Genomic DNA, 25,002 nt, shown 5'->3' on the forward strand with positions numbered 1-25,002 from the left:
TGTATCCACCTGGATCAGACTTTGCAGGCTACCCAGGTACCAGTTGTACCCTCCCCACGATTTCCCGCCGACCAATTCGATACGGCAGTTCTCTCCCTCGGGCAGATCGATAAAGCGGCATGTCCTCCGACGCGCTTCGCGTGCACTAGCGCAAGTGTCCGGTAAATCATGTGCGCGAACTTCGAGTAAGGCATGTACCAGAGCAAAAACCAGACACATACCAGGTGAATGAAATACATCGGGTAGGCGACCGCGCCCGAGCCGGTCAGGCGCAGCAGCCACGACAGCATGCCGGTCAGGCCGGTCAGGAAGATGATCGTGATGAACAGGTTGTCGCCGTACCCCTGCGCGCCGACCTGGTCGGGAGCGGTGCGGCGGCGCATGATCAGGATCGCGCCGCCGATCACCAGCGCAACTCCGCTGAGCGCGCCGAGAATCTTCACCGGATGCGGCAACTCGATGGGCAGTTCAAAGAAGCCGTGCAGCGATGCCAGGCCCCATTGATCGAGATAGTGTGGGATGAACACAAACACAAAGACACATCCGGTGGTTATCATCGCACCGACAAACCCACCCAGGAGCAGCATGTGCCCGACCCAGCGCGGCTTGTTGGCCTCGCATTCACGGAACCGGGCATGGGTGATGATCTCTTTGATCGTCTGAATCAGGCCCTGTACGAAAGACAACTTGTATTCATGAACACCCGCGTTCAGCGCTTTCCAGAACCGGGCGAAGCCGATCGCCGCAAAGAGAAAGATCAGGATGTTGCCGATGACAAACAGGGCGTCGACCGAGCTGTGCGGCAGGAAGAGATTGAAATCTATGACTTCACTCGCGGCAAAAAGGAAAGTGCCGTCGGCACTTCGAGGCGCGAACAAGAAGATACACGCCAGCAGAATCAGTGTCGGCACGAGCAGCAGAAGAGGCAGCGCTGCTTTCGTGGCGAGTGCTTTCCCCATGAACGAGGGGAAGGAGTATTTGCTGTACACCCACGAACGGATCGCCGCCAGCACGTCGCCCGGTTTCGCCTCGCGCGGACAGCGAGCGCTGCAGTCATTGCATTGGTAGCAGAGCCAGAGGTCGGGGTCGGCGATGAGCTCCTGCGACTGCCCCCACCCGGCAAGGATCATCTCCTTGCGGGGAAACGGGCGATCTGCGGGCGAGAGATTACACGTTACCGAGCAGGTGGCGCACTGATAGCATTTGTTGAGAGTGTCGCCGCCCCCTTTTCTGACGGCACGAATGAATTCAAGATCGGGTTCAACTACACGACCTACAGCCATACACTGTCTCCGTCCTCAGTGGCGTTTGTCATCCGCCGGCTTGTCACCTCAGCCGGTGTCGGCAAAGTAATTTGCCGGGTCCTCTCTGTAAAGGGTTTTTCGTTACTTTTTTCACAATCTTCAGCGCGGGGTTGCCCCCGGGTCGACCGCGCCACCCAACCTCTCACCGGAGAAATAATCTCCAATAAATACCTATATCTTGAATCGGGTTCAGGAGGGTGACCGGTAGTCAACGTGAAGAGCGCCTGCAGGCCGGCAGCCAGGTAGGGCGAGAACAGATCTCCCAAAGATCACCTATATTCTTATGTCGTTGCTGTCCAACGCCTACAGGCCGGACACCAGTAAAGATGACAAGTTTACCCCTGCTTAGATTTCAAAAGGCCACTGGGCGGGTCTTGATTTTTGTCGTCCTATGCCGATAACCCATTTAGAATAAACGAAATAATTGATCCGGTTCAGCACTCTCAAAAGCGTGGAGAAAAAGGGCATTTTCCTCTTGACACCCATTTCCGGTAACGGTACTTTTAGCATAGAGCTTAGCGATAGAAGCGATATTGTTACAGATTTCACGTAGTCGGCGCCCAGCACCACATCATGAATACGCTGACCCATGGTGACGAATGATCGAGAAGGCGAAAAGGATCGGCTCTTTTTTTGGCGGCGCTTGTGAAAAAAATTACTTTCTCGGTCAGTTTGGCGGTGCCCCGAAAGACGCGATAAGCACGAATAACAATACATAGTCGAGGTTAAGGAATATGGGTAAATCGAATCTGATATCACCGCACGGAAGTCCGGAGCTGAAGATACTTCTGCTCGAGGGCAAAGAGCGCGAGGCGGAGCTGATGCGGGCGCAGTCGCTTCCCAAGGTGGTGATGACCAGCCGTGAGACCGGCGATCTTATTATGCTCGGGATCGGCGGTTTCACACCTCTGGATGGTTTCATGGGGCAGGCCGATTGGAAAGGTGTCTGCAAGGACATGAAGATGGCCAGCGGCATCTTCTGGCCGATCCCGGTGACACTGTCGCATGACCAGAAGCTCAATCCGGGAACCGAGATCTGCCTGATCTCCGGTGAAACCAACGAAGTCATGGGCACGATGAAGGTGACTGAGTCGTACCAGATCGACAAAGAGTTCGAGTGCAAGAACGTCTTCGCCACCACCGACAGCGAGCATCCGGGCGTGCAGATGGTTATGGCACAGAAGCCATGGAATATCGCCGGCCCGGTAAAGGTACTCTCCGAAAGCTATTTCCCGACTGAGTTCAAAGGCATCTATCAGCGTCCGGCGGAGAGCCGCAAGATTTTCGAGGAAAAGGGCTGGAAGACGATTGCCGCACTGCAATTGCGCAACCCGATGCATCGCTCGCACGAGTATCTGGCCAAGATTGCGATCGAGGTTTCCGACGGCCTGTACATTCATCAGTTGGTCGGTCAATTGAAGCCGGGCGACATACCGGCCGATGTCCGGGTCCGGTGCATCGATAAACTGGTCGAGCTGTATTTTGACAAGGAGCGCGTACTGCAGGGCGGCTACCCGCTCGATATGCGCTATGCCGGCCCCCGCGAGGGGCTGTTGCATGCTCTGTTCCGTCAGAACTTCGGCTGCACGCACATGATTATCGGTCGTGACCATGCCGGAGTGGGCAACTACTACGGCCCGTTCGACGCCCAGGAGATTTTCCACAAGCTCTGGGACGGCGCTCTGGAGTGCAAGATGCTGCCGATCGACTGGACTTTCTGGTGCTACAAGTGCGGCGGGATGGCCTCGATGAAGACCTGCCCTCACGCCAAGGAAGACCGCCTGTTCCTCAGCGGCACCGCGCTGCGCAAGGCGCTTTCCGAGGGCGGCGATGTGCCGGTTGAGTTCAGCCGCCCCGAAGTGCTCGACATTCTGCGCGAATACTATGGAGGTCTACGCGAAGAAGAGAAAGTGGAAGTGAAGCTGCACGGCCACGCTACCGGCGACGCCAAGGTGCGGAAGTAGAGAGACAAAGAATTAGCGATAGATGACGTTTTTGTACAGAGGTATAGGCGACTATTCAGGAGGTATTAATGCCTAGCTTTGTGATCACAGAGAAGTGCGACGGGTGCAAGGCGCTGGACAAGACCGCTTGTCAGTACATTTGTCCCAACGATCTCATGGTCCTGAACAAGGAGCAGATGAAGGCCTACAATCAGGAACCGGAGATGTGCTGGGAGTGCTACAGTTGTGTCAAGATTTGTCCGGTCCAGGCGGTCGAAGTTCGCGGTTACGCTGACTTTGTCCCCATGGGCGCCAATGTGACCCCGTTGCGCTCGACCGATTCCATCATGTGGACGGTCAAATTCCGTAATGGGATGCTGAAGCGGTTCAAGTTCCCGATCCGCACCACCCAGGAGGGTAAAGCGGTTCCGAGCGGCAGCTACGGTACCGCCAACGGCAACCTTAATGACCACATTCTGGCCCAGGAGCCCGAGGCTCTGCGGCTGAATGAAGTGTACACCATCAAGTAGGACCAGAAGGAAGGTACTATGCAGAAGTTCGAGACTGTGAAAGTCACCACCGACCTCCTGATTCTGGGCGGTGGTATGGCGGCCTGCGGAGCGGCTGTCGAAGCATCATACTGGGCCAAGAAGAACGGCCTCAAGGTCACTCTGGTTGACAAGGCGGCCATGGATCGCTCCGGCGCCGTGGCCATGGGCCTGTCGGCTCTCAACCAGTATGTCGGCCTGCACGAGGGCAAGAATACCGTCAAGGACTATGTAGACTATGTCCGCATGGACCTGATGGGCATTATCCGCGAGGACCTCGTGGCCAACATCGCGCGTCACGTCGACTCGACCGTGCATCTCTTCGAGAAGTGGGGCCTGCCGATCTGGAAAGATGAGAAAGGCGGCTACGTGCACGAGGGTCGCTGGCAGCTTATGATCAACGGCGAGTCGTACAAAGTCGTCATCGCCGAGGCTGCCAAGAACGCCCTGGCGGAAGCCGGCGGCGAGTATTTCGAGCGCGTGTTTATCGTCGAGCCGATTCTCGACGGCAGCCGGATCGCGGGCGCGGTCGGTTTCTCGACCCGCGAGAACAAGATCTATGTCTTCAACGCCAAGGCGACTATTGTAGCCATGGGCGGCGCGGTGCATGTGTTCAAGCCGCGCAGCACCGGTGAAGGCCTGGGTCGCGCCTGGTATCCGCCGTGGAACTCCGGCTCCTCGGCCTATTTCACGCTTCGCGCCGGCGCCGAGATGACCTCGCAGGAGGTTCGATTTATCCCGGTTCGTTTCAAGGACGCCTACGGTCCGGTGGGTGCCTGGTTCCTGCTGTTCAAAGCGGCGGCCACCAACGCCATGGGCGGCAACTACATGATCGAGCGCAAGAATGAGCTCGAAAACTGGAAGCCGTATGGTCTGGTCAAGCCGATTCCGGCCAACCTTCGCAACTGGCTGGGCATGATGGACACCATGGAAGGCAAGGGCCCGATCTATATGAGGACCGAGGAAGCGATACAGAAGATCGCCTCTGAGGCCGGCGACGAAAAGGCGGCCAAGAAGAAGCTCAAAGAGCTCGAGTCCGAGGCCTGGGAAGACTTCCTCGATATGACTATCTCGCAGGCGATTCTCTGGGCGGCCACCAATGTCGAGCCGGAAGTCAAGTCCTCCGAGATTGCGGCCGCCGAGCCGTACTTTATCGGTTCGCACTCCGGCGCCTCCGGCGCGTGGGTGTCCGGTCCGGCCGATCTGCAGAGCGCCGAGACCAAGAACGATTACTTCTGGGGTTACGACCACATGGCCACAGTCAAGGGCATGTTCTGTGCCGGCGACGCGTCCGGTGCGTCGTCCCACAAGTTCTCGACCGGCTCGCACGCTGAGGGGCGTCTGGTCGGCAAGGCGGCGGTCCGCTTTATAGTAGAGAACAACACCCTGCCGAAACTGGATCAGGCCAAGGTCGACGAGGCCACCACGCGGATTCTCAAGCCGCTGGAAGTTTTCGAACAGCACGGCAAGGCGACCACCGATCCGGAGATCAACCCGAATTACATCAAGCCCAAGATGTTCATGTTCCGTTTGCAGAAGATCATGGACGAGTACGTGGGCGGCGTTTCGGCGCAGTTCTCCACTAACAAAGCATGTCTGGACCGCGCCCTCGAGCTGCTCGGCTATCTGAGAGAGGATTCCGAGAAGCTGGCCGCGAAAGACCTGCACGAACTGCTTCGCTGCTGGGAAAACACGCAGCGCATGTGGCAGGCCGAGGCTCATACTCGCACGATCATGTTCCGCGAGGAAACCCGTTGGCCGGGCTACTACCGCCGCGCCGATTACCCCAGGATGGACGAGAAGAACTGGCACGCCTTTGCCAACTGCCGCTGGATTCCCGAAAAGAACCAGTGGGAGATGATCAAGCGGCCGATGCTTCATGTCTATCCGAAGCCGCAGGAGCATGAGCTTATTGGCGGTTAGTAGCTTCGATTACTCAAGCTGATTGACAACAGGAATCTGCATCAAGAAGCCCTCCCGGCTGCGGTCGGGAGGGCTTTGTTGTCGATCAGGTTGACTTTGTGTGCAGAGTTGCTATCTTGGTGAAAGCCGAGCTACATAGTAAGGATTCGCGACTCTCACAAGGATGCAATGACCTTGGAACAAGAAGACAAAACAATTTGCCCGCACTGCGGCGTGAAGATGCTCAGGTGGCGGCCACCCATGGATTCATCGTGGGGTTTCCATGCGCAATGGGTGTGTTTCAATGATGAATGCGGCTACTACGTACGCGGCTGGGCACACATGGAGAAGAACTTCGCCCAGAAAGCGTCGTACCGCCACCGCTACGACCCCCAGACCGGTGAGACCGGCCCCCTGCCCGCCTGGTCAGCGATGGCCCATCGCGACCGTATCGTTCCCGATGATGAGGTAGACGAATGAGTGAGCTTCAGAAACTGAAGGAAGAAATCCTCAAGGAGTATCCCCGGCTCCAGCCGGACTCGGAGTTTTCCTTCGCTTGCCATCCCGGAGTGCCCTGCTACAACGCCTGCTGTGCCGATGTCAACATCTTCCTGACACCATATGACATCATCCGGCTCAAGAATCGTCTTGGTATTTCCTCGGAGGAATTCCTCAAGCGATACACCCTCATGCCGTTTGACAAGAACCTGAACTACCCGGTAGTGATGTTTCAGATGAACGACGACGAGACCAAGTCGTGCCGGTTTGTCGCGAAACAGGGATGTACGGTGTACGAGGATCGCCCCTGGGCCTGCCGGATGTACCCGCTCGGGCTGGCCTCGCCGCGTAGAGACGAAGAACTGAGCGAGGACGAGTTCTACTTCCTGCTGCATGATCCGATCTGCCAGGGTTTCCATGAACGTCGGCGCTGGACGGTAGTGCAGTGGATGCAGAATCAGGGTGTGGACGAATACGACGAGATGGGGCGTGAGTTCAAAGAGATCACCCTGCATAAGTATTTCAAAGAGGGTCAGGGGATCACGCCCAAGCAGGTCGAGATGTTCTTCCTGGCCTGCTACAATGTCGACAAGTTCCGGGAGTTCGTGTTCAAGAGCACTTTTCTGAAGAAGTTTGATGTCGACGCAGACACCCTCGCACAGATCAAGACCGATGACATCGCTATGTTGCGGTTCGGATATCGCTGGCTCAGATTCGCGCTCTTCGGCGAGCCGACTTTGAGGATCAAGCCCGAGATCGCCGAGGACAAGAAGAAAGAGTTGAAGATGAAGGGGAAGTTGAAGTAGGGGCAGTCGTCACGCAGTCAAAGTGTCAATCTCAACCCACCGCAAGCGGTGGGGCACCGCGACATTACCGTTCAGGATCACGATTAGGCAACGGAGGCATATACTTTCCTACCCCTTAGTCGAGGAATCCAGTGCATTCATCGATCGAACACTTCTGAAGCGCAAATATGACGTCCGGCTCCCATAGCTCGAAAGGTGATATTTTCCCCACCAGCATTGCTGTATTGTCGTCACCAGTCAAAAGGTAAACCACCAAGTGATCTGCTGTCGGGGAAGGAGGAGGCAGGTTGCGTAGATACGCAAGGTCAACTCTGTGTACGGCGTCCAAAATCGAGTCTTGATCCGCAATGTTCTGGTACTCCATGCCTCCGATCCAGTACATCCGATCGAAGGGGAAATTGATTCCTCTCCGTGCGAGCATCTTGCGAGTATCATCTATCGCCAACTTTGCGCCTTTGCGAAGATGGACACGAAGACGCCAATCCTTCCACGACCTGTAAACTCTTCTAATCTGACGAAACACTGTGGCATTCCTTTGGCAGTAGCGCACGCCTAGCCATGAGTGATCTGTAACTCAACAACAGCACACGATTCCTCTGTGGGTTCTCGCACACTACAGCTCAGGTTAGTCTCACAGGATCGATGTGTCAATTATCAAAGTAACGGCAGCCAGTAGCCTACAGCTCTGCTGTGGGTTCATCGCCTCTGAACGAAACGTCATTGTCAAAACCACGTCTCACGCGTTCGCGTTCGACTCAGGGGTTTTGACCTACATTGCTCAAGTTGGCGCACGAGGACGTACGCCAACCACGCCAATGGCAGAACCGCCGACCGCGTGCTATTGCGCGCGGTCAAGGGGTTCTGCCCTACTGAATAGGTGGCAGGCACCGTAAGCGTAGGGCAGGAGTCCTGCACTCCTGCCTTTCCGTTGGCAGGACCACAGGGGTCCTGCCCTACGATTGCTGAATTCCGACCGGATATCTCCGCTCCAAAAACCATTGCGTTCTTATGATCGGGCGCGGATATTTTGCATACGATGAGGTGTAGGCGATGAAGTGGTTCCGCGGGCTTTTGGGCAATCAGACAGGCGACGCTCAGGAGATTCTCCGGGTGCTGCAGTCGAAGTTTGCCCATTTCCTCGAACTGCTCGAACACGACAACCGCGTTCATGCCCTAATAGGTGAGCTGGAAGAGAAATCGCAGGGGGAGATCGAATTCGATACTGCTTACCTCAGAGACCGCGTGGGGGATCTTCGCACGGAAATCGGCAACATGATCGAGGCGATGATCGCTATCGGCGGCGACGCGTATCTGCCGCTAAGATCGAAACTTCTGGATATCCGCGGCGGCATCGAAATGTTGCTTCCCCAGCGGCTGCCGCTCAGCGAAGAGGCGTTCACGCTCACTTTCGACGAACTGAGCAAAATCGCGGCACCGTCGGTGGGGAACAAGTGCATCCAACTGGCGCAGATTCGGTCGCGGCTCGGGCTGCCGGTGCCCGACGGTTTCGCCATCACCGGTTGGGCCTGCCACCGGATGTTGTATGCCCACAATCTGTACGAGCGGATTCGAACGCGAATCACGCACGTTGACATCAATGACTATACCCAATTGCAGCAGGCCGGCGATGACATACGCGCCATGGTAGCCGCAGCCGGCGTGCCGGACGAGGTCGGCCGGGCGATCACCAGGGCGGCCGAGGCGCTTCAGAGGAGATCCGAGGCAACTACGTTTTCGGTTCGTTCAAGTGCAGTCGGTGAGGACACTCACTACAGTTTCGCGGGGCAGTACGCGACCTACCTGAATGTCAATCCGAATGACCTGATCGATGGCTACCGCAATGTCATTGCCAGCCAGTTTACACCACAGGCGCTGTATTACCTGCTCAGGCTGGCCAAACCGGAAACCGAGTTGACCATGGGCGTGGGCTGCGTGGCGATGATCGATGCCAGGGCGAGCGGAGTGATTTATACGCGCGATCCGGTAAATCCCGCACGAGAGGTGATGCTGATCAACGCCGTGTTCGGCCTTGGAGAGTATCTGGTCGACGGGACGGTCATGCCGGACAGCGTGGTGCTTTCGCGGTCGGATGGCCATGTGATGGAAACACGTGTCGCGTGCAAATCCGTGAAGCTGGTACTCAATCCGCAGGGAGGCACGATGCCGGTAGAAATCGCCACGTCGCGGCAATATGAACTCAGCGTGACCGATAGTATGGTACAAACGCTGTTCGATTATGCTGCCCGGATCGAGCGAGCGTATCACTGCCCGCAGGATATTGAGTGGGCGGTGGATCAATCGGGCCGCGTGTTTATCCTGCAAGCGCGGCCACTGCGGGTCGTTGAGCCCGCTCCAGTGTCGGCCGTAGACATCGAGGAACTCATCCCGCTGGTGCGCGGGGCTATCACAATCTGCCCCGGTGCCGGGGGTGGACCGGTGTATCATGCCCGGTCGATTCGCGATCTGCCCGGAGTGCCTGACGGCGCTGTTTTGGTCGCACCGCACACATTCCCCGGGCTGGTAACTGTCATGCAGAAGGTAAGCGCCATCGTCACCGAGACCGGCGGCGTGGCGAATCACATGGCGACTATCGCCCGTGAGTACCAGATCCCGGCGCTCTCCGGCGTAGTGCATGCCCTGGAGTCGCTTCGCCCGGGTCAGGCGGTGACAGTCGATGCCACCAAGGGAATGATCTATGACGGCTACCAGGAACGACTGGTGACACTTCGCCGTCCCCCGCGGCCCGGCGCCAACCTCGCCGCGCTATGCACGCTTAACGGTGTTTTGAAACTGATATCGCCGCTCGGCCTGGTGCATCCCGGTGATGACAGCTTTGCGATTGAAAACTGCCGAACGCTTCACGATCTAACCCGTTTCTGCCACCAGCGCGCCATGGAGGAGATGTTTTACGGCGGTCTCAGTGTCCCGGAGAAGGAGCGAGTCAGCGTGCGGCTGCAGACAAGCATCCCCCTGCAGGTGAATGTCATCTATATCGATCAGATCCTGTCCGACCGGCTGCGCGAGGAGGGAATTGACGAGAACAGTATCGACTCGGCCCCGATGCAACATTTCTGGTCCGGGGTGCGCCACGAGGGCTGGCCGGCGCGGCCGCTTCCGAGGGACTTCGAGAGGTTTCGTGTGTTTGGCACGTCGATGCAGCACGATTCACCAAACAGCTTCAGCGAGGCGAGTTTTGCCATCCTGAGCCGTGAGTACATGATTGTCGGGCTTCGCATGGGTTACCACTTTACAACTGTCGAGGCGATGTGTACCGAGGATTCGCAGAAGAACTATATCCGCATGCAGTACACGGAGGGCGGCGCGACACCTGAGCGGCGGGAACGCCGCATAAATCTCATCAAGCAGGTGCTCGGACGGCTCGGTTTCGAACATCAGGCGAAAGGTGACTTCCTCGATACGCGGCAGACCGGGCTGTCACACAGGCAAACGTGCGAGAATCTGTTCAGGCTTGGCCAACTCACCATGCTGACAAAGCAGCTTGATATGGCGCTGACCAATGACAAAGTCGCCCGGTGGCATGGTGTTCAGATTATGAAGAAGCTAGGTCTCGAATGATGCAGCTTCCTTTGCGCCAATCTAATCGGGCTTTGGCGAGGAGGATGCTCAAACTTGACAGCCATGGCCGGTTTCCGGATACTGGACCATGGCCGCGCCGTTCTCTTGCAGGCCTGCACAACTGAGGCTATCTGTAGACGCTGGAAGAAAGGACCTCAGATGGAAAACGTTAGAGCTAGAGATGTTCTGATTCCTTTGGAGAAATACCCCCACCTGCCGTATTGGTTTACACTCAAACAGGCGATCGCCGAAATGGAGGGGGCGCAGCTCGAGATCGACGGACGCGTTTCACTGCCGCGCATGTTGCTGGTATTCGACGAAAAATACCAACTCATGGGCATGGCCCGCCGCCGCGATATCCTTAAGGGGTTGGAACCGAAGTTTCTGAGAGAAAAACCGCTCCAGTATCGGAAGAAGCTGTGGGATGTGCAGGTCGATCCGGAGTTATCCGAGCTCTCTTACGGCAAGGTGGTCGAGGCGGTGATCAAACTCGCCGAGGAAACGCCGATCAGCGAGGTCATGCTGCCGATCGAGGTGACTGTCGATTACGAAGACCACATCGTGCGGGTCATCTATGAGATGAACAAGCACAACCTGAGCCTGCTGCCCGTGCTAAGAGACAACAAGGTCGTGGGGGTGGTACGGTCGGTCGACGTGTTCCATGTCGTAGCCAAGGTAGTTCTGGCTTGATCGGCCACAGGTGCCGGTGCGCACTCGGAGCATCAGCATGAGCGATCTACTCCGCCACCACACCGACCATTCGGGTCCCCGACTGCCCAGGCAGCCGGAGGTTGTGGTTCTGGCCGAGGCGGCGCCACGAGTCAATTGGCGGCGGATCGGTTTTCTCGTACTGGGGGTAGCGCTCTTTCTTGTCATCTATCTGATGCCGCCCTTTCCCGATGCTCCTGATCCCCTGGGAGAAATAGTCTCCCTGTCGCCTCAAGGTCAGGCGGCGCTGGCGCTGTTCTTTCTGGCGACAGTGTGGTGGGTTTTTGAAGTGGTGCCGATCGGGGTTACAGGAATTCTGGTTGGCGTACTGCAGGTGCTTCTTTTGATTCGCCCGGCTCGCGACGCTTTCGGTGATTTTTTCCATCCGGCGATTTGGTTCATAATCGGCTCAGTAGTATTCGGTCTATCGTTCACCCGTACCGGTCTGACCAAACGGCTGGCTTACAAGGTGCTCACGCTCGCCGGCGAGCGTACGAGCATGATCCTGCTCAGCTGTTTCCTCATGACCGCGGCGCTGTGCCATGTCATGGCGCACACCGCGGTGGCGGCATCGCTGTTTCCTCTGTTCATGGCGATTTACGGACTGTACACCGACGAAACCAGGCCGACCCGGTTCGGTAAGGCCCTGTTTATCGGTGTGGCCTATGTTGCCGGAGCGGCGAGCATTGTCACCCTGCTCGGTTCGGCGCGCGCGCCGCTGGCGGTTGGTATGTTCCGGGAGATGGCCGCCGCCGACGTGACGTTCTACCAGTTCACGTGGTATCTGGCTCCGCTGGGATGGATCATGGTAGCCGCTCTCTGGTTATTCTTCATGATTTTTTTCAGACCCGAGCAGAAGACGATTGCCGGTCTGAGCGGGCGGATGAATTCGCTCTACGCCAAACTCGGCCCCTTCTCCCGCGCGGAAACCGTCACCATAACTATAGTTGGGCTGACGATTGCGATTATGAGTCTCGGGTTCGCGATTCCGTTTCTCGGGTCATTTGATAAGAGCGCCGTGGTCATGGCCGGGGCGGTGCTGCTGTTTGTGTTCCGCGTGCTCGATCTCGAGGATCTGGAGAAGGTTCCCTGGAATATCGTCCTGCTCTTTGGCGGCGGTATGAGCCTCGGTTTATGCCTCTGGCAGACCGGCGCAGCACACTGGGTGGCTGTCAACCTGCTCCGGTTATTCGATCAATTTCCCTGGCTCGTTTCGGTTTTAGGCATGGCCCTGCTGGTTCTCGTGCTTACCAACTTCATCATAAACGTGGCGGTGATCGCGCTCTGCCTGCCGGTCGGCGTGGCGCTCTGCCCGTACCTGGGTGTCACGGCGGAAATCGTGATGTTTGCCATGCTCGTCACCTCGGGGATGCCGTTCCTGATGCTTATCGGGGCCGCGCCGAACGCGATAGCGTACGAGAGCCGGCAGTTCTCGGCCGGGCAGTTCTTCAAGGCCGGCCTTCCGATCAGCGTGCTGGTGATGCTGATCCTGGCGATGTTCGTTCGATACATCTGGCCGGCGATGGGGATGGGGTAGGGCGGCGGCTGACCGGATCCGCGCCTTATTTCGCTGTCGCACAGCAAGCTGACTTCAACCTTCGCCAAGTGAGTGGAAAATAGGTATTGACAGGGTAGAGCGAATCCCCTATCGTCCCTGCGTTGGTCTTGGTTGTTCGGGGCACTTTCAACTGGGACTGCCGCCGCCTCCACACCTAAGGCTTGGTCACGAACACGAGTAATCATCGACCGGGGTTATATGCGTTACCGCCATAGCGTGACAGCACACTGGGCCGGCCTCATCAGTCTGATAATAATGCCGGCCGTGACTGCCCAGGCCCAGCCGGACTGGCTTAAAGAAGCCGCCCGCCAGACGTCCACAGCCGCGCCGCACAAAGATGCGCCCACTCTTGTGATCCATCATTCCCGGGAGGCCAAAGTCGACCCGGCGGGCGGTGTCACGATATCTGTCTGTTGGGCCGCGCGAATATTGAAGGTGGCGGGTGCCGAAGCCTCAGCTTTTGCCGAGCATGTAACCACGACTCGAAAGGTGAAGGACCTGAAGGGGTGGTTGATCGGGTCCGACGGCAAGAAGAGCTCTCTTGACAAATCTCGGGCGGTCGAAGTTGATGCTGATCGCGCCTCCGGGCATTATGACGATAATCGCAGGTTGATTGCAAGGTTTCCCGAAGTCAAGCCGGGCGACATCGTAGCGTACGAGTATACGATCGAAGACAAGGACCCCCTGGCAGGGTATCACGAGGGGTTCGTTTTCCAAGTGTCGGATCCGGTGGCCTTTGCCCGGTTCTCGGTGCAGGTGCCGCCCGATTGGCAGGTTCAGATGTCCTCGCACCACCTGGAACCGGCTCAGTATCGGCATCAGGGCGGTCTGCACGAATGGACAGTGCGCGACCTGGCATATCGCCCCGATGAACCCTATATGCCGCCCTGGACAGAGTTGAGCCGCACACTTAGGGTCGCCTGCTTCAACTCCAAGGCTACTGATCAGCGCGGATTTGCCGACTGGCGCGCGGCGGCAACCTGGGCGCGCCGTCATCAGGATACTGCCTGTGTGGACACCGATGCGGTCGGGGCGACGGTCGATCAGTTATGTGGGCATCTGGCCTCGCCGCACGCAAAACTTCGCGCCATAGCTGATTTCGCGAGAGACCAGATCCGTTATGTCGCCGTTGAGATCGGCATCGGCCGGTTTCGTCCGAGAGCGGCCGGCACCACACTGGCCAACCGGTACGGCGACTGCAAGGACAAAGTCGCCCTTATGCGGGCGATGCTCACCAGGGCGGGGATAAATTCGGCCGCAGCTCTGGCTTCGGTGCAGGACAGAGTTGACCCAGGACTCTCTTCGCCGTTTCAGTTCGACCATGCTATTGTCGCAATCCCGATTGAAGCCGTGGCTGATCTTCCGCCCTTCCCGGAAGCGACGGTTAACGGGTGGCTTTACTTCGACCCGACGGACGAAGCGATGGCGCTGGGGCGGCTGCCGTCGCATCTGGGTGGGTCTTGCGTGCTGAAGTTGTCTCCTGACGATACGACACTGACACGGCTGCCCGATCTCGCTCCGCGCGATAACGCTCGCTGCTACCGTGCGACCGCCGAATTGAATGCAGATTTCAGCATGCGGGCCGCTGTTACGGTCGTAGACTACCGCATCCGGGCCGATGAAACCGCGCATCTGAATCACTCCGTGCCGCTCACGGAGCGTACCAAAGCCTGGCATGCGCGGTTTGCCAATGTCCTTCAGAATCCCTCCGTTACGGATTTGGCCCATGGTGCCGGCGGTGATTCGGCCTGGACCAGTTTTGTCCTCAAGGGTTCCAATGCGGCGCCCCAATCAGGTCCGTACCGCTTGCTGATCACCGACTTCTTTCACGAGGGCGAGTTTGCCGACCTGACTGCCAAAGAGCGGTTTCATCCGGTCACATTCGGAGATCCGGCCGAGATAGTGACGGACATCGTGTGGCGACTGCCGCCGGGATGGGCGCCGGCCGCCGACCCCGAAAGAATCACTGACTCATGTGCGCTGGCTTCTATCGACTGCCGTACCGAGCTCGATTCCGGAATTCACCTTGTGTCTCGGCTCACGGTTTATGGCGGTTCGATCGGGGTGGAAAAATACGAGCAGGCCAAACGAGTCAACAAGAGCTGGCGGGCTTCCCATAGAATGAGAAGTCTTCTCAGTCATGCCAATAAGTAGGCTGCGCCCTCGAATAACGGCGCCGATTACTCTTAACGAGAGGATGGCAAATATGCGATGTGGCTGGCATCTGATAGCAACTGCGGTTGCAGCTTCACTCCTGCTTCTGCCGGAGGCTGCGACAGCCCAAAGGCGAAGAGATACAACTACATTTCAGTGGGAAGCTGTCACAGAGGCTGACTGGAATGTGGGGAAGGATACGGCGTGGGCCGGAGCTCACGCCGTAATGATCTTCGAGAAGATTTCGGTGGATGAGCGCAAGTTGGCTGAAGATAGAGTGTACCGCTCACTGTACCGACGGATTAGAATTCTCGACATGAGCGGCAGGTCCCAGGCCGAGGTAGAAGCGCCCATGGAAGACGCCGAACAGCGCGTAACTCGTGTGATCGCGCGTACGGTCTTGCCAAGCGGCGAGGAAATTGCGATGACCGATAAGGATATTCATCGCGAGACAGTGCTCAAAGTCAAGGGCGCAAAATGGAAGCAGACCCGCTTTTCGATTCCGGGCGTGACGGACGACTGCATAATCGAATACCGGATAGTGTATCAAGCCGAGCGCTCCGCGGGCGGCTGGCTGATTCAGAAGGACATCCCGCTGGTGCAGGGCGAGTACAGATGGTATTACTGCGACTTCGCGAAACAGCGAAGCACTTACTATTTCGATCTACCGTTCATCTGGGTACCGCTCCGTGAGCCTGAGTATGTGTGGACTAATGTCAAGCCGAGTGCTCCTAAACGTTTCCCGGCTCCCGGCATAGAGGACAGCACCGAGATGCTTTTTACGGTGAAGAACGTTCCCGCCCGCGAGGACGAGCAGATGTCGTTGCCGGAGGATTCCAGAGTCGCTCGGCTGTTCTGTTCTTATGGCACCGGTTCACTGCCTATAGAATTCTGGTCCACCATGTCAAGCAGCATGTCTGACTGGATGAAGGATAACTTTTGCGGCAAGACAGCACGCATGAAAGCGGTGCTGGCTGCCGCGCTTCCCGATGGGGACTCCGAACAGAAGATGGCGACCGCGTACGCCTGGGTACAGGACAGTATTGTCAATACCTCCTTCGTCGATCTCCAGGAGGCGATGGAAGAGAGGGGTGTAAATAGAAGGATAAGGGAACGAACCAATGAAACGGCAGACGATGTAATCAAACGCAAGTACGGCTGGAGCGGAGTAATCGACGCGCTCTACTGTTCCATGCTCCGCGAGCTCGGCATCGACGCCCGTATCGGGTTTGTGGTTGACCGCGATGATGATATGTTTGTGCGAGATTTCAAGTGGTGGCAGTTCGACCGTTCCCTGGTCGTCGTCTTTGACAGCGCCAAAAGCACCCGTTTCTTCGCTCCCGGCTACCCCCACATGCCGTACGGCATGGTGCCGTGGTTCAACGAGGGGGTGCAGATGCTGCTCGAGGGCACACAGGGAGAATTCCTCACCGTCACGCCGGCCGGCCCGAGTGCTACATCCCAGACTTATGTTTACGATTACGTTCTCGTGCCGGGAGAGGAAACGGTCGGCAAGGTGCAGGCTCGCCTGACCGGTCACGCCGCCGGTACGATCAGAGCAACACTCTTTGATGCAGATTCGTCCGAATACAAGGAACTTCTCGATACCGCGGTTGCTAACTTGCTGCCGTCGGGAGTGAGAGATTCACTCACTTGCACCGGAGTTGAAAGGGCCGCCGATCCGATCACGGTCCATTGCGCGCTTACTTTTCCTTCCAATGAAGAGCAGGCCGGCAGGCTGTTCCTCAAGCCTCTCGATTACTTCGTTTCCCGGGACAACCCGTTTGTCGCTGCCACAAGAAAGACGCCGATTGCATTTCCGTTCGCGTACCAGCGCAACGAGGCCGCCCAGTTCACGCTGCCCGCGGGGTGGTCAATCGAGGCGCTCCCGTCGGATACCATGTTCTCCAATCGCGTCGGCAAGTGCGGCGTGCAGTTCCTTCAGCTTGGCGACAAACTGTCAGTGCAGCGCAACTTTACTCTAAACGCCCCGATGTGGAAAAAGGAGGACTACCGCGACGTGCGGGCGCTGTTCCTGGCGCGGCAGGAAATGAGTGATCGCACGGTAGTGTTGACCAGGGCGGGAGGGGCTGCGACGAACTGATTACTTCGACGAACATGACTTGTCAATTGTGGGAGCGGCGGGATATGGCCACGTGCACTATCGAGAATGCACAAAAGATCACCCATGCCACCAGACCCGTCTCGAGAAGAAACAGTACGGCGTCGCTCAGGCACGAGCCCGCATAAGTCTCCGCACAGAGAGTCGTCGGCCATTTCAATCCTGCAATGAGACTAAACATGACCCGTCTCCTTTAATCGGCGGTTGAAACAATTTCGCATTCGCGCCCACTTCGGCCGTGGCGAAATAGTAGCTGTCCTCGATCTTCTCCGTGCCGCCGCAACGGCGATTAATCTCGCGCATGTCGACAACATTGACCGAGCTGAACCCAAGCCCCGGCAGCAGATCGCGCATGGTCTTCGGATCGCACCCGAACGTCAGCGGCTCGTTGATCGACGCACACAGCTTGAGCAGCTGGCGGTTGCCCTTGTAATCGGTGGCGTCGTCGATCAATTCGGGCGGAATGAAATCGAAAATCACCCGGTTACCGGGGCGAAACTCCGCCAGGCGGCCGAGCGTCTCGCACACGATGTCTTTGTTCAGAAAGAGCGTGACTCCTTCCCAGATGAACAATGTCCGTTTGAGCCGGTCGTAACCCGCGCCTATCAACTTCTGGGAGATCGAGTCCTGCGAGAAGTCAATCGAGACATACTTCACGTTTTGCGGCAACTTGCCCAGCATCCGGCGGGTGAGCGCTTTTTTGATCGCCTGAGTCGAGGCAAGATCGAGTTCGTACACCTGTATAGCGCGGAACTCCGGGACGCGAAGATAGCGGCTGTCGTAGCCGGCGCCGAGCAGGACCACCTGCTCGAACCCTTCGGCCAGACATTGCCGCGCGTAGTCATCGAAATACCGAGCCCGAAGCACGATACCTTTGCGGATCGACGGGTTTATGCGCGCCATGGCGGCGACCATTTGGCGGCCGATCGCGCCGGCGTAGTACGGGGCGTACGGATCTTCGATAACGCGCTGTTCCGGAGGCAACGAGTACTCATACGCCTTTGCTCCTGCCGACCAGCGGGCGAATAAGAAACCTGACGGCTTCTCGATAGTTTTGCTGTAGATCGCTTTCATATCTTTCTGCTTTCAATCAGTATTTTCTGTCGAATACCGGTTTGATAATGCCGCGCCCGAGCAGGATGGGATAAACCAGCAGTTGGACGAGTATATTAGCCAGCATCAGCCAGTAGATCACGGCGGGTGCGTCTTCCAGCAGGATGAAAACCGGCACAAAGAAGATGGCCGTGAGATAGTTCTCGATACTCTTGTAGCCGGGCTGCCAATGCGTTGTCACCAGGCCGGTGATTGGATAGCGCACCGGCGAGACCACCAGCAGGATAAGCATCAGCGTATACAGTGTTGGGTAGAGTGGCGGCAGTTCCAGGAAGTAGAACAGGAACACGCTGAAAAAGATTGGCGGCGCACCGACTGAATAACCACGGCCAAGGAACGATTCCTTCCGCGAGTACTTCCACGATGCCGCCATGGTTGCCGCGCCGACCAGCCAGACGCCTGCGCCTTCGAGAAAGAGGCCGCGGGTCCAAAAGAGCAGCAGCGGCACGAAAGTCAAACCGACCAGATCGGTGATAATGTCCAGCACCTCACCGGAAGTGTTGGGGAACTTCTCACGCACTTTGAGTTTGCGCGCCAGGGTGCCGTCGATGCGATCTACGAAGTAAACCAGGAGAGAAAACCGCGCGGCGGTATCGAACTGCCCGTCGATCACCGCCATGGCAGCCAGCGCGGCGAAACTAAGACCGATCAGCGTGATCACGTGCGGTGCGCTATATGGTATCTTGTTCATGTTGTCCTCCGTTCATTGAAGCATTAGCCTGTTTATCCAGTAGAAGCACGGGGCGGCGACAATGAGGCTGTCGAACCGGTCGAGCAGCCCGCCATGCCCCGGCAGCAAAGTCGAGAAATCCTTAATACCGAGCCTGCGCTTGATTGCGGAAAAGAGCAAATCCCCGGCGGTGGCGGAAAGCGCGATCAGTGCCCCCGCCAACGCCAGGATGAGTGACGGTGACTCCGGCGCGAGAAAGCCGAGCGCCTGCGAGCCAATCGCCGCGGTGACCAGTCCCCCTAAGAATCCCTCCCATGTTTTCCCGGGACTTAAGCTCGGGCAGAGTTTGTGTCTTCCCAGCAGGCGTCCCCAGAGCTGGCAAAAGCTGTCGGTGAGCGCTACGAGCAAGTAGACAAAAGCGAATCGCTGCCACCAATCGTGTGCGCCGGGAAACATGAGCGGTGCCAACAGGCTGGCGATAAGGGTTGCGATTGCGAGAGTGACAGCCGCTTGCCGAATTGCGCTCATTGGCAGGTGGCGCGCCAATTCGTAGCTGCCGTAAATGGCAACGCCTAGCAGCGGCACGGCCAGCCAGAGCCGACCGAATCGTGCGAGGAAGACGACTCCGAGGACGATGGCGGCGAAGACTGCGTACTTGACCCAGTCAGAACGTACCGCGCGTGTGTCAGTTGTCCTACCGCGATGGATGAGTATCATCAGGCAGGCGCCCGCCAGGAGCAGCAGCGACATTACTATGAGGACGTTCAGTTCCATGTCAACTTGTCTCCGGTTTGGAATGGGCCGTTGCGCTCAGGTACTGGTGCAGATGGCGAGGAAGCTGACATTCGTCGGCAGATGTGGGCATCTGCCGAGCACTCGCGGGCATGTATTCGTCAGCAGATGAGGACTCGCACTTCTGCGTGGGCTGGGCACGTGATGTAAGTGGTTGCGTCAAGTCTTGATCCTGGCCCCGGACGCGCAAGCGGCTGGGTCGGGATTGTGACCTGTCGTCGCACTCTGGCGTGATCAATGTTATCGCGCCGCGGACGATGCTAATCTCGAATCTCGTCTGGGGCTCGAGCAGTTCACCGTCGGCAAAGGCGACAATCGGTCGCTCAGCTTCGACTACAAGTGTCCGGGCACGCCAGTGATGCACCCGCGCCCAGGTCGAAAGACTGTTGCGCCTGGCCCGGAACGCTGCCTCGACCGCGCCGCGCAGCCCATTATTTTCGATCAGACAGACTTCGAATTCGCCGTCGCTCGCGTTGGCATCGGGTGTCATCTGGAACCCAACGCCCAGTCTGGGCAGATTCGATATAGAGAGCGACAGGACGGTGGCTTTCATATCCAGTCCGCTCCGCCGCACCCTTACATCGCAGGGCCAATCGCCGTGGTCTGCCATCGCTACGAGATAACCGAGCGCATACGTGCGGCTGCCGGCAATCCGGGCCAGTCCCCGCCCGATACGATGATTGCGTATTCGCTGCACGGCGGCTATGGTCGAGCTACCGATTCCGAAACCCGCCGTGGTTACGAAACGGCGACCGTTTATTCGGATGACATCGATCGCCTGCGCCTGTCCTTCGCGAACGACCGCGCAGGCGTCATGGATCGATGCTGGTATCCGGAAATGCCCGGCCAGATCATTTGCCGTACCGATAGGGATGAGTCCAAGTTTGGCGTGGGAGCCGATCACTCCATTGACTACCTGGCCGATAGTGCCGTCGCCGCCTGCGACAACTATGGTGTCGGCATGATCCGCCGCCGCCTGTCTCGCCAACTCGGTCGCGTGGCCGGGGTAGGCGGTTATATGTGTGGTCAACCCGTGTTCGCCGAGTTCGCGGCGAAGCCCCGCGATAATCGCCCGTTGTTTCTCCGGACTCGAAGTCGCGTTTATGATGGCTACGATTCTCATATTGCTCGCCCTTATGCCGCGCGGGCCGGCCGTCGCAGGCGGCGACCCCAGTCAGTTTCTATCGCAAAATTCAGTAGGGTCGATAGATAGTCGCGAAGTGCCGGCGGGCGGATGCCCGCAGCGCGCAGAACCTTTTCGGAATTCTCGCTGACAAACTGGCGCCTGACCGAGAGGTATGGAATGTACGGACGAGCCAGTTGCCATGCCCGCTGCAGCCGCCCGTGAGCGAGATTACATACCACCTTGCCGAGGCGTGGCGGCACGAATGCAGCTTTTGCAACGTGGCCGATGAGACCGTAATGGCGATAGCACTCCCTGGCTCGCGCTACAATGTCATGGGCGCTCATCGTGCGCCCCGCGCCTGCGGTAAGATTGAAGGTGCGGCCGGTCGAATGATTGTGGTGCAGCGCGATATAGGTAATCGCATCGGCAACGTAATCGAGCGGGACAACGTCAAGTTGGGCATCTGAGAGGCCGGGGATTAGGCTCAAGTGTCCGTCGTAGATCATCTTGAGCGGCGTGTAAAGGACATTAAATGCCGTGGTGCGGCCGGTGTGGGAGTCGCCTACCACGATCGACGGCCGCACGACAGCTATAGGCAATTCTTCCATGTGGCTGCGGACAAGCTGTTCGCCTTCCCACTTGGTTTGTTCATAGGCGTTTGAGAATCCGGCCGATTGGCTGAAATCATCCTCGTGTATGAGTCCGGCCCGATCGCCGCACACGTAGGCCGTGCTGACATGGACAAACTGCCGGAGGCGGCCGGTCCGCCGCGCTGCCAGAGCAAGCTCCAGCACCCGGGCGGTGCCATCGACATTGATCGCCCGAGCACAGGGCAGCGGCAGCAGGAATTTTGTGGCCGCCGCGGAGTGGATAATCTCGGTGATCCGCGAGGCAATCCGGCTCCAAGCGTCGTCGTCGAGTCCCAGTTTAGGTTTCGTGATATCGCCGGTGACTACCGTGACACGGTAACACCGTGCGGCAATGTCCGTTTCCGGCGATAGAAACTGCACAACCTCTTCGACCCGGTGCAAGCCGACCTCGCCTGATTCAGCGCGAACCAGAAGAACCAGTTCGGCGGTCGGGTCCGCGCGCAATAGCCGAGCGGTCACCGCAGCGCCGATATTACCGGTCGATCCGGTGATAAAGACAACCCTTGCGCCGTTCCGGCTGTCAGCTTTATGTCCGTTGGTCGTTTCCATACAGTCCGGTCAATTACAAGCGGTGTGCCACAAGTATAGGAGGAGCGTTTTGATGAGATAATGTCGTGACCGATCAGGAGTTAGCTGAGTGGGGACGGGAGGGTGCCGACGCCCGGTAAATGGATAGACCCTATCCATACAGCGGATGGAGTAACCATCCCGCCGCGTTTTGGCGTTGCGGTTGAATGCTTAACCGTCTATTTTGGAGAGAACAGGCGACTCTGTCACGGAGCTTTCAACCAATGCCGGATTCTTCCGAGGGTCACAGCTTACAGGCGCGAAAACCACTCCCTGCCGACACTATGCTTGGTCGGTACCGGATCGTGCGACTTGTCGGTGCAGGCGGTATGGGCGAGGTGTACGAGGCAGAAGACACCGAGCTCGGCAGAAACGTTGCGATCAAGCTGCTGGGGTCAAGTGTACCGCCCGACGATCACATTCGTCGGCGCTTCCAACAGGAAGCGCGTATCGCCGCATCGCTAAATCATCCCAACATTGTGACGGTGCATGACGTAGGCGAGTATCAGGGGCGGCCGTTTTTCGCGATGGAGTTCCTCTCCGGTGAATCGCTGCGTGACCGATTCAAGAGCGGGCCCCTCCCCATTGACAATGCAACCGACATACTCATCCAACTCTGTCACGGATTGGCAGAAGCCCACGATGCCGGGCTGGTGCATCGAGACCTAAAGCCGAGCAACATTATGATCGGCGACGAAGGCCAGGTGAAGATTCTCGATTTTGGTCTGGCAGCGGCGCGGGTTTCAAGCCGTGACAGCGGCGAATCCGGCTCCGGTACTATCTACTACATGGCGCCCGAACAACTGAAAGAGGAGAGCGTCACACCGGCGTCTGATCTTTTTGCGCTCGGAGTAGTGCTGTACGAGATGCTCACCGGGCGGCGACCGTTCGAGGGCGAGTATGAGGCCTCGGTCGTTTACTCGATAGTCAACGACGACCCTGTGCCTCCGGAGAAGCATCGTGCGGACATACCGGAGCATCTGGTGTCCATAGTCAAACGCCTGCTCAAGAAAGACCCTACCGCTCGCTATCCGGGTGTCAATGCTATCCTGACTGAGCTCGGTGAAACTCAGCGGCAGCCGGCCGCGCCGATCGCCATGTCACGCGTGCGGCGGCTCACACCGTGGCTGGCGGTCGTCCTGCTCGCGGCGATAACTGCGGTGTCGCTGATTCCATGGACAGGTTTGGATCAAAACCGCAGCAGCCGTCGCATGCTGGCCGTGCTCCCGTTCGAGAATCTTGGTTCACCTGAAGATGAGTACTTTGCCGACGGTGTAGTCGACGCGGTCACCACACACCTGGCGCGTATCGGCGGGCTGGGGGTTATCTCGCGCACCAGCTCTATGGAATACCGGGCGAGCGGCAAGAGCCTGCCGCAGGTAGGCTCGGAACTCGGCTGCCGATGGCTGATCACCGGCACGGTCCATTGGGACAGGAACTCGACACCCAGCCGGGTCCGTGTGCACGCCAGCCTGGTGGATGTCGCCAGCGACACGCATATCTGGGCCAACAGCTACGAGCGCGTACTGGGTGACATTTTCGCGCTTCAATCCGAAATCGCGAGCGACATCGCCTCCGAACTTCAACTGGTCATGCGCGACAGCGATCTCCAGGCCCTGGCTATGCGCCCCACCGACAATCTCGATGCCTACGATTTCTACCTTCGCGGCAACCAGTATTTCAACCGTAGCTGGGAGGAGTCGGATATCGAAATAGCGGTCGGATTGTATGAGCGGGCCATCGAGCAGGATCCCGAATTCGCTCTCGCCTATGCCATGCTGGCGCGCGGGCACGAAAGTATGTACTGGGAGTACTACGATCACACCGATAATCGCAAACTGCTGGCGCGTCGCGCCGCCGACCGCGCGCTCGAGCTGGAGCGAAACCTGCTCGAGGGTCACCTGGCGCTGGGGTACTACTACTATCATTGTGAAATCGACTATGTAAGAGCGCTTGAACAGTTCCAACTGGCGGCGCTGCGCTGGCCGAACAACGCGGAACTGCACAGCGCCATTGCGGCGGTGCAGCGGCGGATCGGCCCGATTGAACTGGCTCTCGTGAATTTCCTGAAAGCGGCCGAACTCGATCCACGCTCACACCTGAAGCTGTTCGATGTCGGTCTGACCTACGGCCTCATGCGCAAGTATCGCCAGGCGGAGGTTTATCTCGACCGCGTCATTGCGCTGGCGCCCGACTGGCCGCTCGCTCATGTTTACAAGGCGTGGCTGGAGATTTTCCGTGATGGCGACGTCACCGCGGCGCGCGCAATTCTGGCCCGGGGAGCCAAAAGAGCCGATCTTGCGCGGTCTCATTACTACTGGTGGTTGTCACGAGTGATTGAACCCGATCCGCTAACGGTGCTCGATAACATGAAACTTGGCTCCGACACGGCGATCTACTACCTGCATCGCGCGGAGATGTTTCGTTTGCTGGGTAAGCATGACAACGAAACTCGCTGCGCCGATTCGGCGAGGGCGATGCTCGAGGATCGAGTGCGCCTGTACCCTGACAATGCCCGGTTTCACAGTTATCTCAGCCTCGCCTATACCGGGCTACGTCAGCGCGAATCAGCTTTCGATCACGGTCGTCGGGCGCTGGAGCTCCTGCCGACCACGCGCGACGCTTTCGACGCACTTTTCTTCGCGCTCAACTTTGCCCAGACCTGTGTCGTGTTCGAGGAATATGACAAGGCAATTGACCAGTTGCAGTTTCTTTTGAGCATTCCGGGTTTTGTCTCGCCTTCGTACCTGCAGTTTGATCCACTTTGGCGCCCGTTGCATAATCATCCCCGGTGGAAGGAACTGATCAAGGCGGCGCAATCGTAGCGACTGTGTTGAAATCAAGTCAATTTTGGTTCCCAGTATTGGTTTTTGGCGAGCATGGCGTTGAGGATGGTGATGAGCTTGCGCATGCAGGCCACGTTAGCGGTCATCTTTGATTTGCCGGACGCCAGAAGGCGCTGGTA

18 protein-coding genes are annotated in these 25,002 nt (G+C 57.9%); 11 read left to right on the plus strand and 7 right to left on the minus strand.

Annotated features, from left to right (window positions below):
• Positions 1–14: 14 nt before the first annotated feature.
• Positions 15–1,283 carry a quinone-interacting membrane-bound oxidoreductase complex subunit QmoC gene (qmoC, locus tag AB1772_10000; protein MEW5796675.1) on the minus strand — a complete coding sequence of 423 codons (1,269 nt, stop codon included), beginning with the start codon at positions 1,281–1,283 and terminating at the stop codon, positions 15–17.
• Between the two features lie 755 nt (positions 1,284–2,038).
• Between qmoC and sat the strand changes: the two genes are divergently transcribed.
• The 10 genes from sat to AB1772_10050 all read left to right on the plus strand — a co-directional run bounded on the left by sat (position 2,039) and on the right by AB1772_10050 (position 17,101).
• Positions 2,039–3,268 (plus strand): sulfate adenylyltransferase, encoded by a 1,230-nt coding sequence (gene sat, locus AB1772_10005; GenBank protein MEW5796676.1) that lies wholly within the window; start codon positions 2,039–2,041, stop codon positions 3,266–3,268.
• 68 nt (positions 3,269–3,336) lie between these two features.
• Positions 3,337–3,777: an adenylyl-sulfate reductase subunit beta gene (gene aprB / locus AB1772_10010; GenBank protein MEW5796677.1), complete on the plus strand. Its 441-nt coding sequence runs from the start codon at positions 3,337–3,339 to the stop codon at positions 3,775–3,777.
• A gap of 18 nt (positions 3,778–3,795) precedes the next feature.
• On the plus strand, positions 3,796–5,718 hold the full coding sequence (gene aprA, locus AB1772_10015; GenBank protein ID MEW5796678.1) for an adenylyl-sulfate reductase subunit alpha: 1,923 nt from the start codon (positions 3,796–3,798) through the stop codon (positions 5,716–5,718).
• Positions 5,719–5,886: 168 nt separating this feature from the next.
• Positions 5,887–6,177 carry an ogr/Delta-like zinc finger family protein gene (locus AB1772_10020; GenBank protein ID MEW5796679.1) on the plus strand — a complete coding sequence of 97 codons (291 nt, stop codon included), beginning with the start codon at positions 5,887–5,889 and terminating at the stop codon, positions 6,175–6,177.
• The gene (locus AB1772_10025; GenBank protein ID MEW5796680.1) at positions 6,174–7,001 is read left to right on the plus strand and encodes a YkgJ family cysteine cluster protein; all 828 of its coding nucleotides are present in this window, start codon (positions 6,174–6,176) and stop codon (positions 6,999–7,001) included. Before AB1772_10020 ends, AB1772_10025 begins: the two co-directional genes overlap by 4 nt.
• Positions 7,002–8,051: 1,050 nt before the next feature.
• The gene (locus AB1772_10030) at positions 8,052–10,577 is read left to right on the plus strand and encodes a PEP/pyruvate-binding domain-containing protein (GenBank protein MEW5796681.1); all 2,526 of its coding nucleotides are present in this window, start codon (positions 8,052–8,054) and stop codon (positions 10,575–10,577) included.
• A 159-nt stretch (positions 10,578–10,736) separates the two neighbouring features.
• The gene (locus AB1772_10035) at positions 10,737–11,267 is read left to right on the plus strand and encodes a CBS domain-containing protein (protein ID MEW5796682.1); all 531 of its coding nucleotides are present in this window, start codon (positions 10,737–10,739) and stop codon (positions 11,265–11,267) included.
• A gap of 37 nt (positions 11,268–11,304) precedes the next feature.
• Positions 11,305–12,822: an SLC13 family permease gene (locus tag AB1772_10040; GenBank protein ID MEW5796683.1), complete on the plus strand. Its 1,518-nt coding sequence runs from the start codon at positions 11,305–11,307 to the stop codon at positions 12,820–12,822.
• A gap of 276 nt (positions 12,823–13,098) precedes the next feature.
• Complete coding sequence (locus AB1772_10045; protein MEW5796684.1) at positions 13,099–14,997, plus strand: DUF3857 and transglutaminase domain-containing protein; 1,899 nt, start codon at positions 13,099–13,101, stop codon at positions 14,995–14,997.
• Between the two features lie 52 nt (positions 14,998–15,049).
• Positions 15,050–17,101: a DUF3858 domain-containing protein gene (locus AB1772_10050; protein MEW5796685.1), complete on the plus strand. Its 2,052-nt coding sequence runs from the start codon at positions 15,050–15,052 to the stop codon at positions 17,099–17,101.
• Positions 17,102–17,275: 174 nt separating this feature from the next.
• On the opposite strand, the gene AB1772_10055 is transcribed toward AB1772_10050, so the two are convergent.
• Genes AB1772_10055 through AB1772_10075 form a run of 5 tightly spaced genes read right to left on the minus strand, consistent with a single transcriptional unit; the run spans position 17,276 to position 22,019 of the window.
• A complete protein-coding gene (locus AB1772_10055) occupies positions 17,276–18,193 on the minus strand; it encodes an SAM-dependent methyltransferase (protein MEW5796686.1) in 918 nt (305 codons plus the stop codon).
• A gap of 16 nt (positions 18,194–18,209) precedes the next feature.
• Positions 18,210–18,923, minus strand: coding sequence for a CDP-alcohol phosphatidyltransferase family protein (locus tag AB1772_10060; protein MEW5796687.1), 714 nt, complete (start codon positions 18,921–18,923; stop codon positions 18,210–18,212).
• A 12-nt stretch (positions 18,924–18,935) separates the two neighbouring features.
• Entirely contained in the window at positions 18,936–19,676 is a 741-nt protein-coding gene (locus AB1772_10065; GenBank protein MEW5796688.1) for a phosphatidate cytidylyltransferase, read from the minus strand.
• A 1-nt stretch (position 19,677) separates the two neighbouring features.
• Positions 19,678–20,817 carry a diacylglycerol kinase family protein gene (locus tag AB1772_10070; GenBank protein MEW5796689.1) on the minus strand — a complete coding sequence of 380 codons (1,140 nt, stop codon included), beginning with the start codon at positions 20,815–20,817 and terminating at the stop codon, positions 19,678–19,680.
• Positions 20,818–20,828: 11 nt separating this feature from the next.
• Positions 20,829–22,019, minus strand: a complete 1,191-nt coding sequence (locus tag AB1772_10075; protein ID MEW5796690.1) for an SDR family oxidoreductase — start codon at positions 22,017–22,019, stop codon at positions 20,829–20,831.
• 242 nt (positions 22,020–22,261) lie between these two features.
• Here AB1772_10075 and AB1772_10080 point away from each other — a divergent pair, with 242 nt between their 5' ends.
• Positions 22,262–24,862, plus strand: a complete 2,601-nt coding sequence (locus AB1772_10080) for a protein kinase (protein MEW5796691.1) — start codon at positions 22,262–22,264, stop codon at positions 24,860–24,862.
• A 14-nt stretch (positions 24,863–24,876) separates the two neighbouring features.
• Here AB1772_10080 and AB1772_10085 read toward each other — a convergent pair.
• On the minus strand, positions 24,877–25,002 hold a 126-nt coding region (locus tag AB1772_10085; GenBank protein ID MEW5796692.1), incomplete at its 5' end, for an IS110 family transposase.

The organism is Candidatus Zixiibacteriota bacterium (assembly GCA_040752815.1).
GTDB lineage: Bacteria > Zixibacteria > MSB-5A5 > GN15 > FEB-12 > JAGGTI01.

What these genes read in the sequence shown, in the direction of transcription:
- qmoC (MEW5796675.1), bottom strand. Translation starts at nt 1,283, where the DNA reads ATGGCTGTAGGTCGTGTAGTTGAACCCGATCTTGAATTCATTCGTGCC.
- sat (MEW5796676.1), top strand. Translation starts at nt 2,039, where the DNA reads ATGGGTAAATCGAATCTGATATCACCGCACGGAAGTCCGGAGCTGAAG.
- aprB (MEW5796677.1), top strand. Translation starts at nt 3,337, where the DNA reads ATGCCTAGCTTTGTGATCACAGAGAAGTGCGACGGGTGCAAGGCGCTG.
- aprA (MEW5796678.1), top strand. Translation starts at nt 3,796, where the DNA reads ATGCAGAAGTTCGAGACTGTGAAAGTCACCACCGACCTCCTGATTCTG.
- AB1772_10020 (MEW5796679.1), top strand. Translation starts at nt 5,887, where the DNA reads ATGACCTTGGAACAAGAAGACAAAACAATTTGCCCGCACTGCGGCGTG.
- AB1772_10025 (MEW5796680.1), top strand. Translation starts at nt 6,174, where the DNA reads ATGAGTGAGCTTCAGAAACTGAAGGAAGAAATCCTCAAGGAGTATCCC.
- AB1772_10030 (MEW5796681.1), top strand. Translation starts at nt 8,052, where the DNA reads ATGAAGTGGTTCCGCGGGCTTTTGGGCAATCAGACAGGCGACGCTCAG.
- AB1772_10035 (MEW5796682.1), top strand. Translation starts at nt 10,737, where the DNA reads ATGGAAAACGTTAGAGCTAGAGATGTTCTGATTCCTTTGGAGAAATAC.
- AB1772_10040 (MEW5796683.1), top strand. Translation starts at nt 11,305, where the DNA reads ATGAGCGATCTACTCCGCCACCACACCGACCATTCGGGTCCCCGACTG.
- AB1772_10045 (MEW5796684.1), top strand. Translation starts at nt 13,099, where the DNA reads ATGCCGGCCGTGACTGCCCAGGCCCAGCCGGACTGGCTTAAAGAAGCC.
- AB1772_10050 (MEW5796685.1), top strand. Translation starts at nt 15,050, where the DNA reads ATGCGATGTGGCTGGCATCTGATAGCAACTGCGGTTGCAGCTTCACTC.
- AB1772_10055 (MEW5796686.1), bottom strand. Translation starts at nt 18,193, where the DNA reads ATGAAAGCGATCTACAGCAAAACTATCGAGAAGCCGTCAGGTTTCTTA.
- AB1772_10060 (MEW5796687.1), bottom strand. Translation starts at nt 18,923, where the DNA reads ATGAACAAGATACCATATAGCGCACCGCACGTGATCACGCTGATCGGT.
- AB1772_10065 (MEW5796688.1), bottom strand. Translation starts at nt 19,676, where the DNA reads ATGGAACTGAACGTCCTCATAGTAATGTCGCTGCTGCTCCTGGCGGGC.
- AB1772_10070 (MEW5796689.1), bottom strand. Translation starts at nt 20,817, where the DNA reads ATGAGAATCGTAGCCATCATAAACGCGACTTCGAGTCCGGAGAAACAA.
- AB1772_10075 (MEW5796690.1), bottom strand. Translation starts at nt 22,019, where the DNA reads ATGGAAACGACCAACGGACATAAAGCTGACAGCCGGAACGGCGCAAGG.
- AB1772_10080 (MEW5796691.1), top strand. Translation starts at nt 22,262, where the DNA reads ATGCCGGATTCTTCCGAGGGTCACAGCTTACAGGCGCGAAAACCACTC.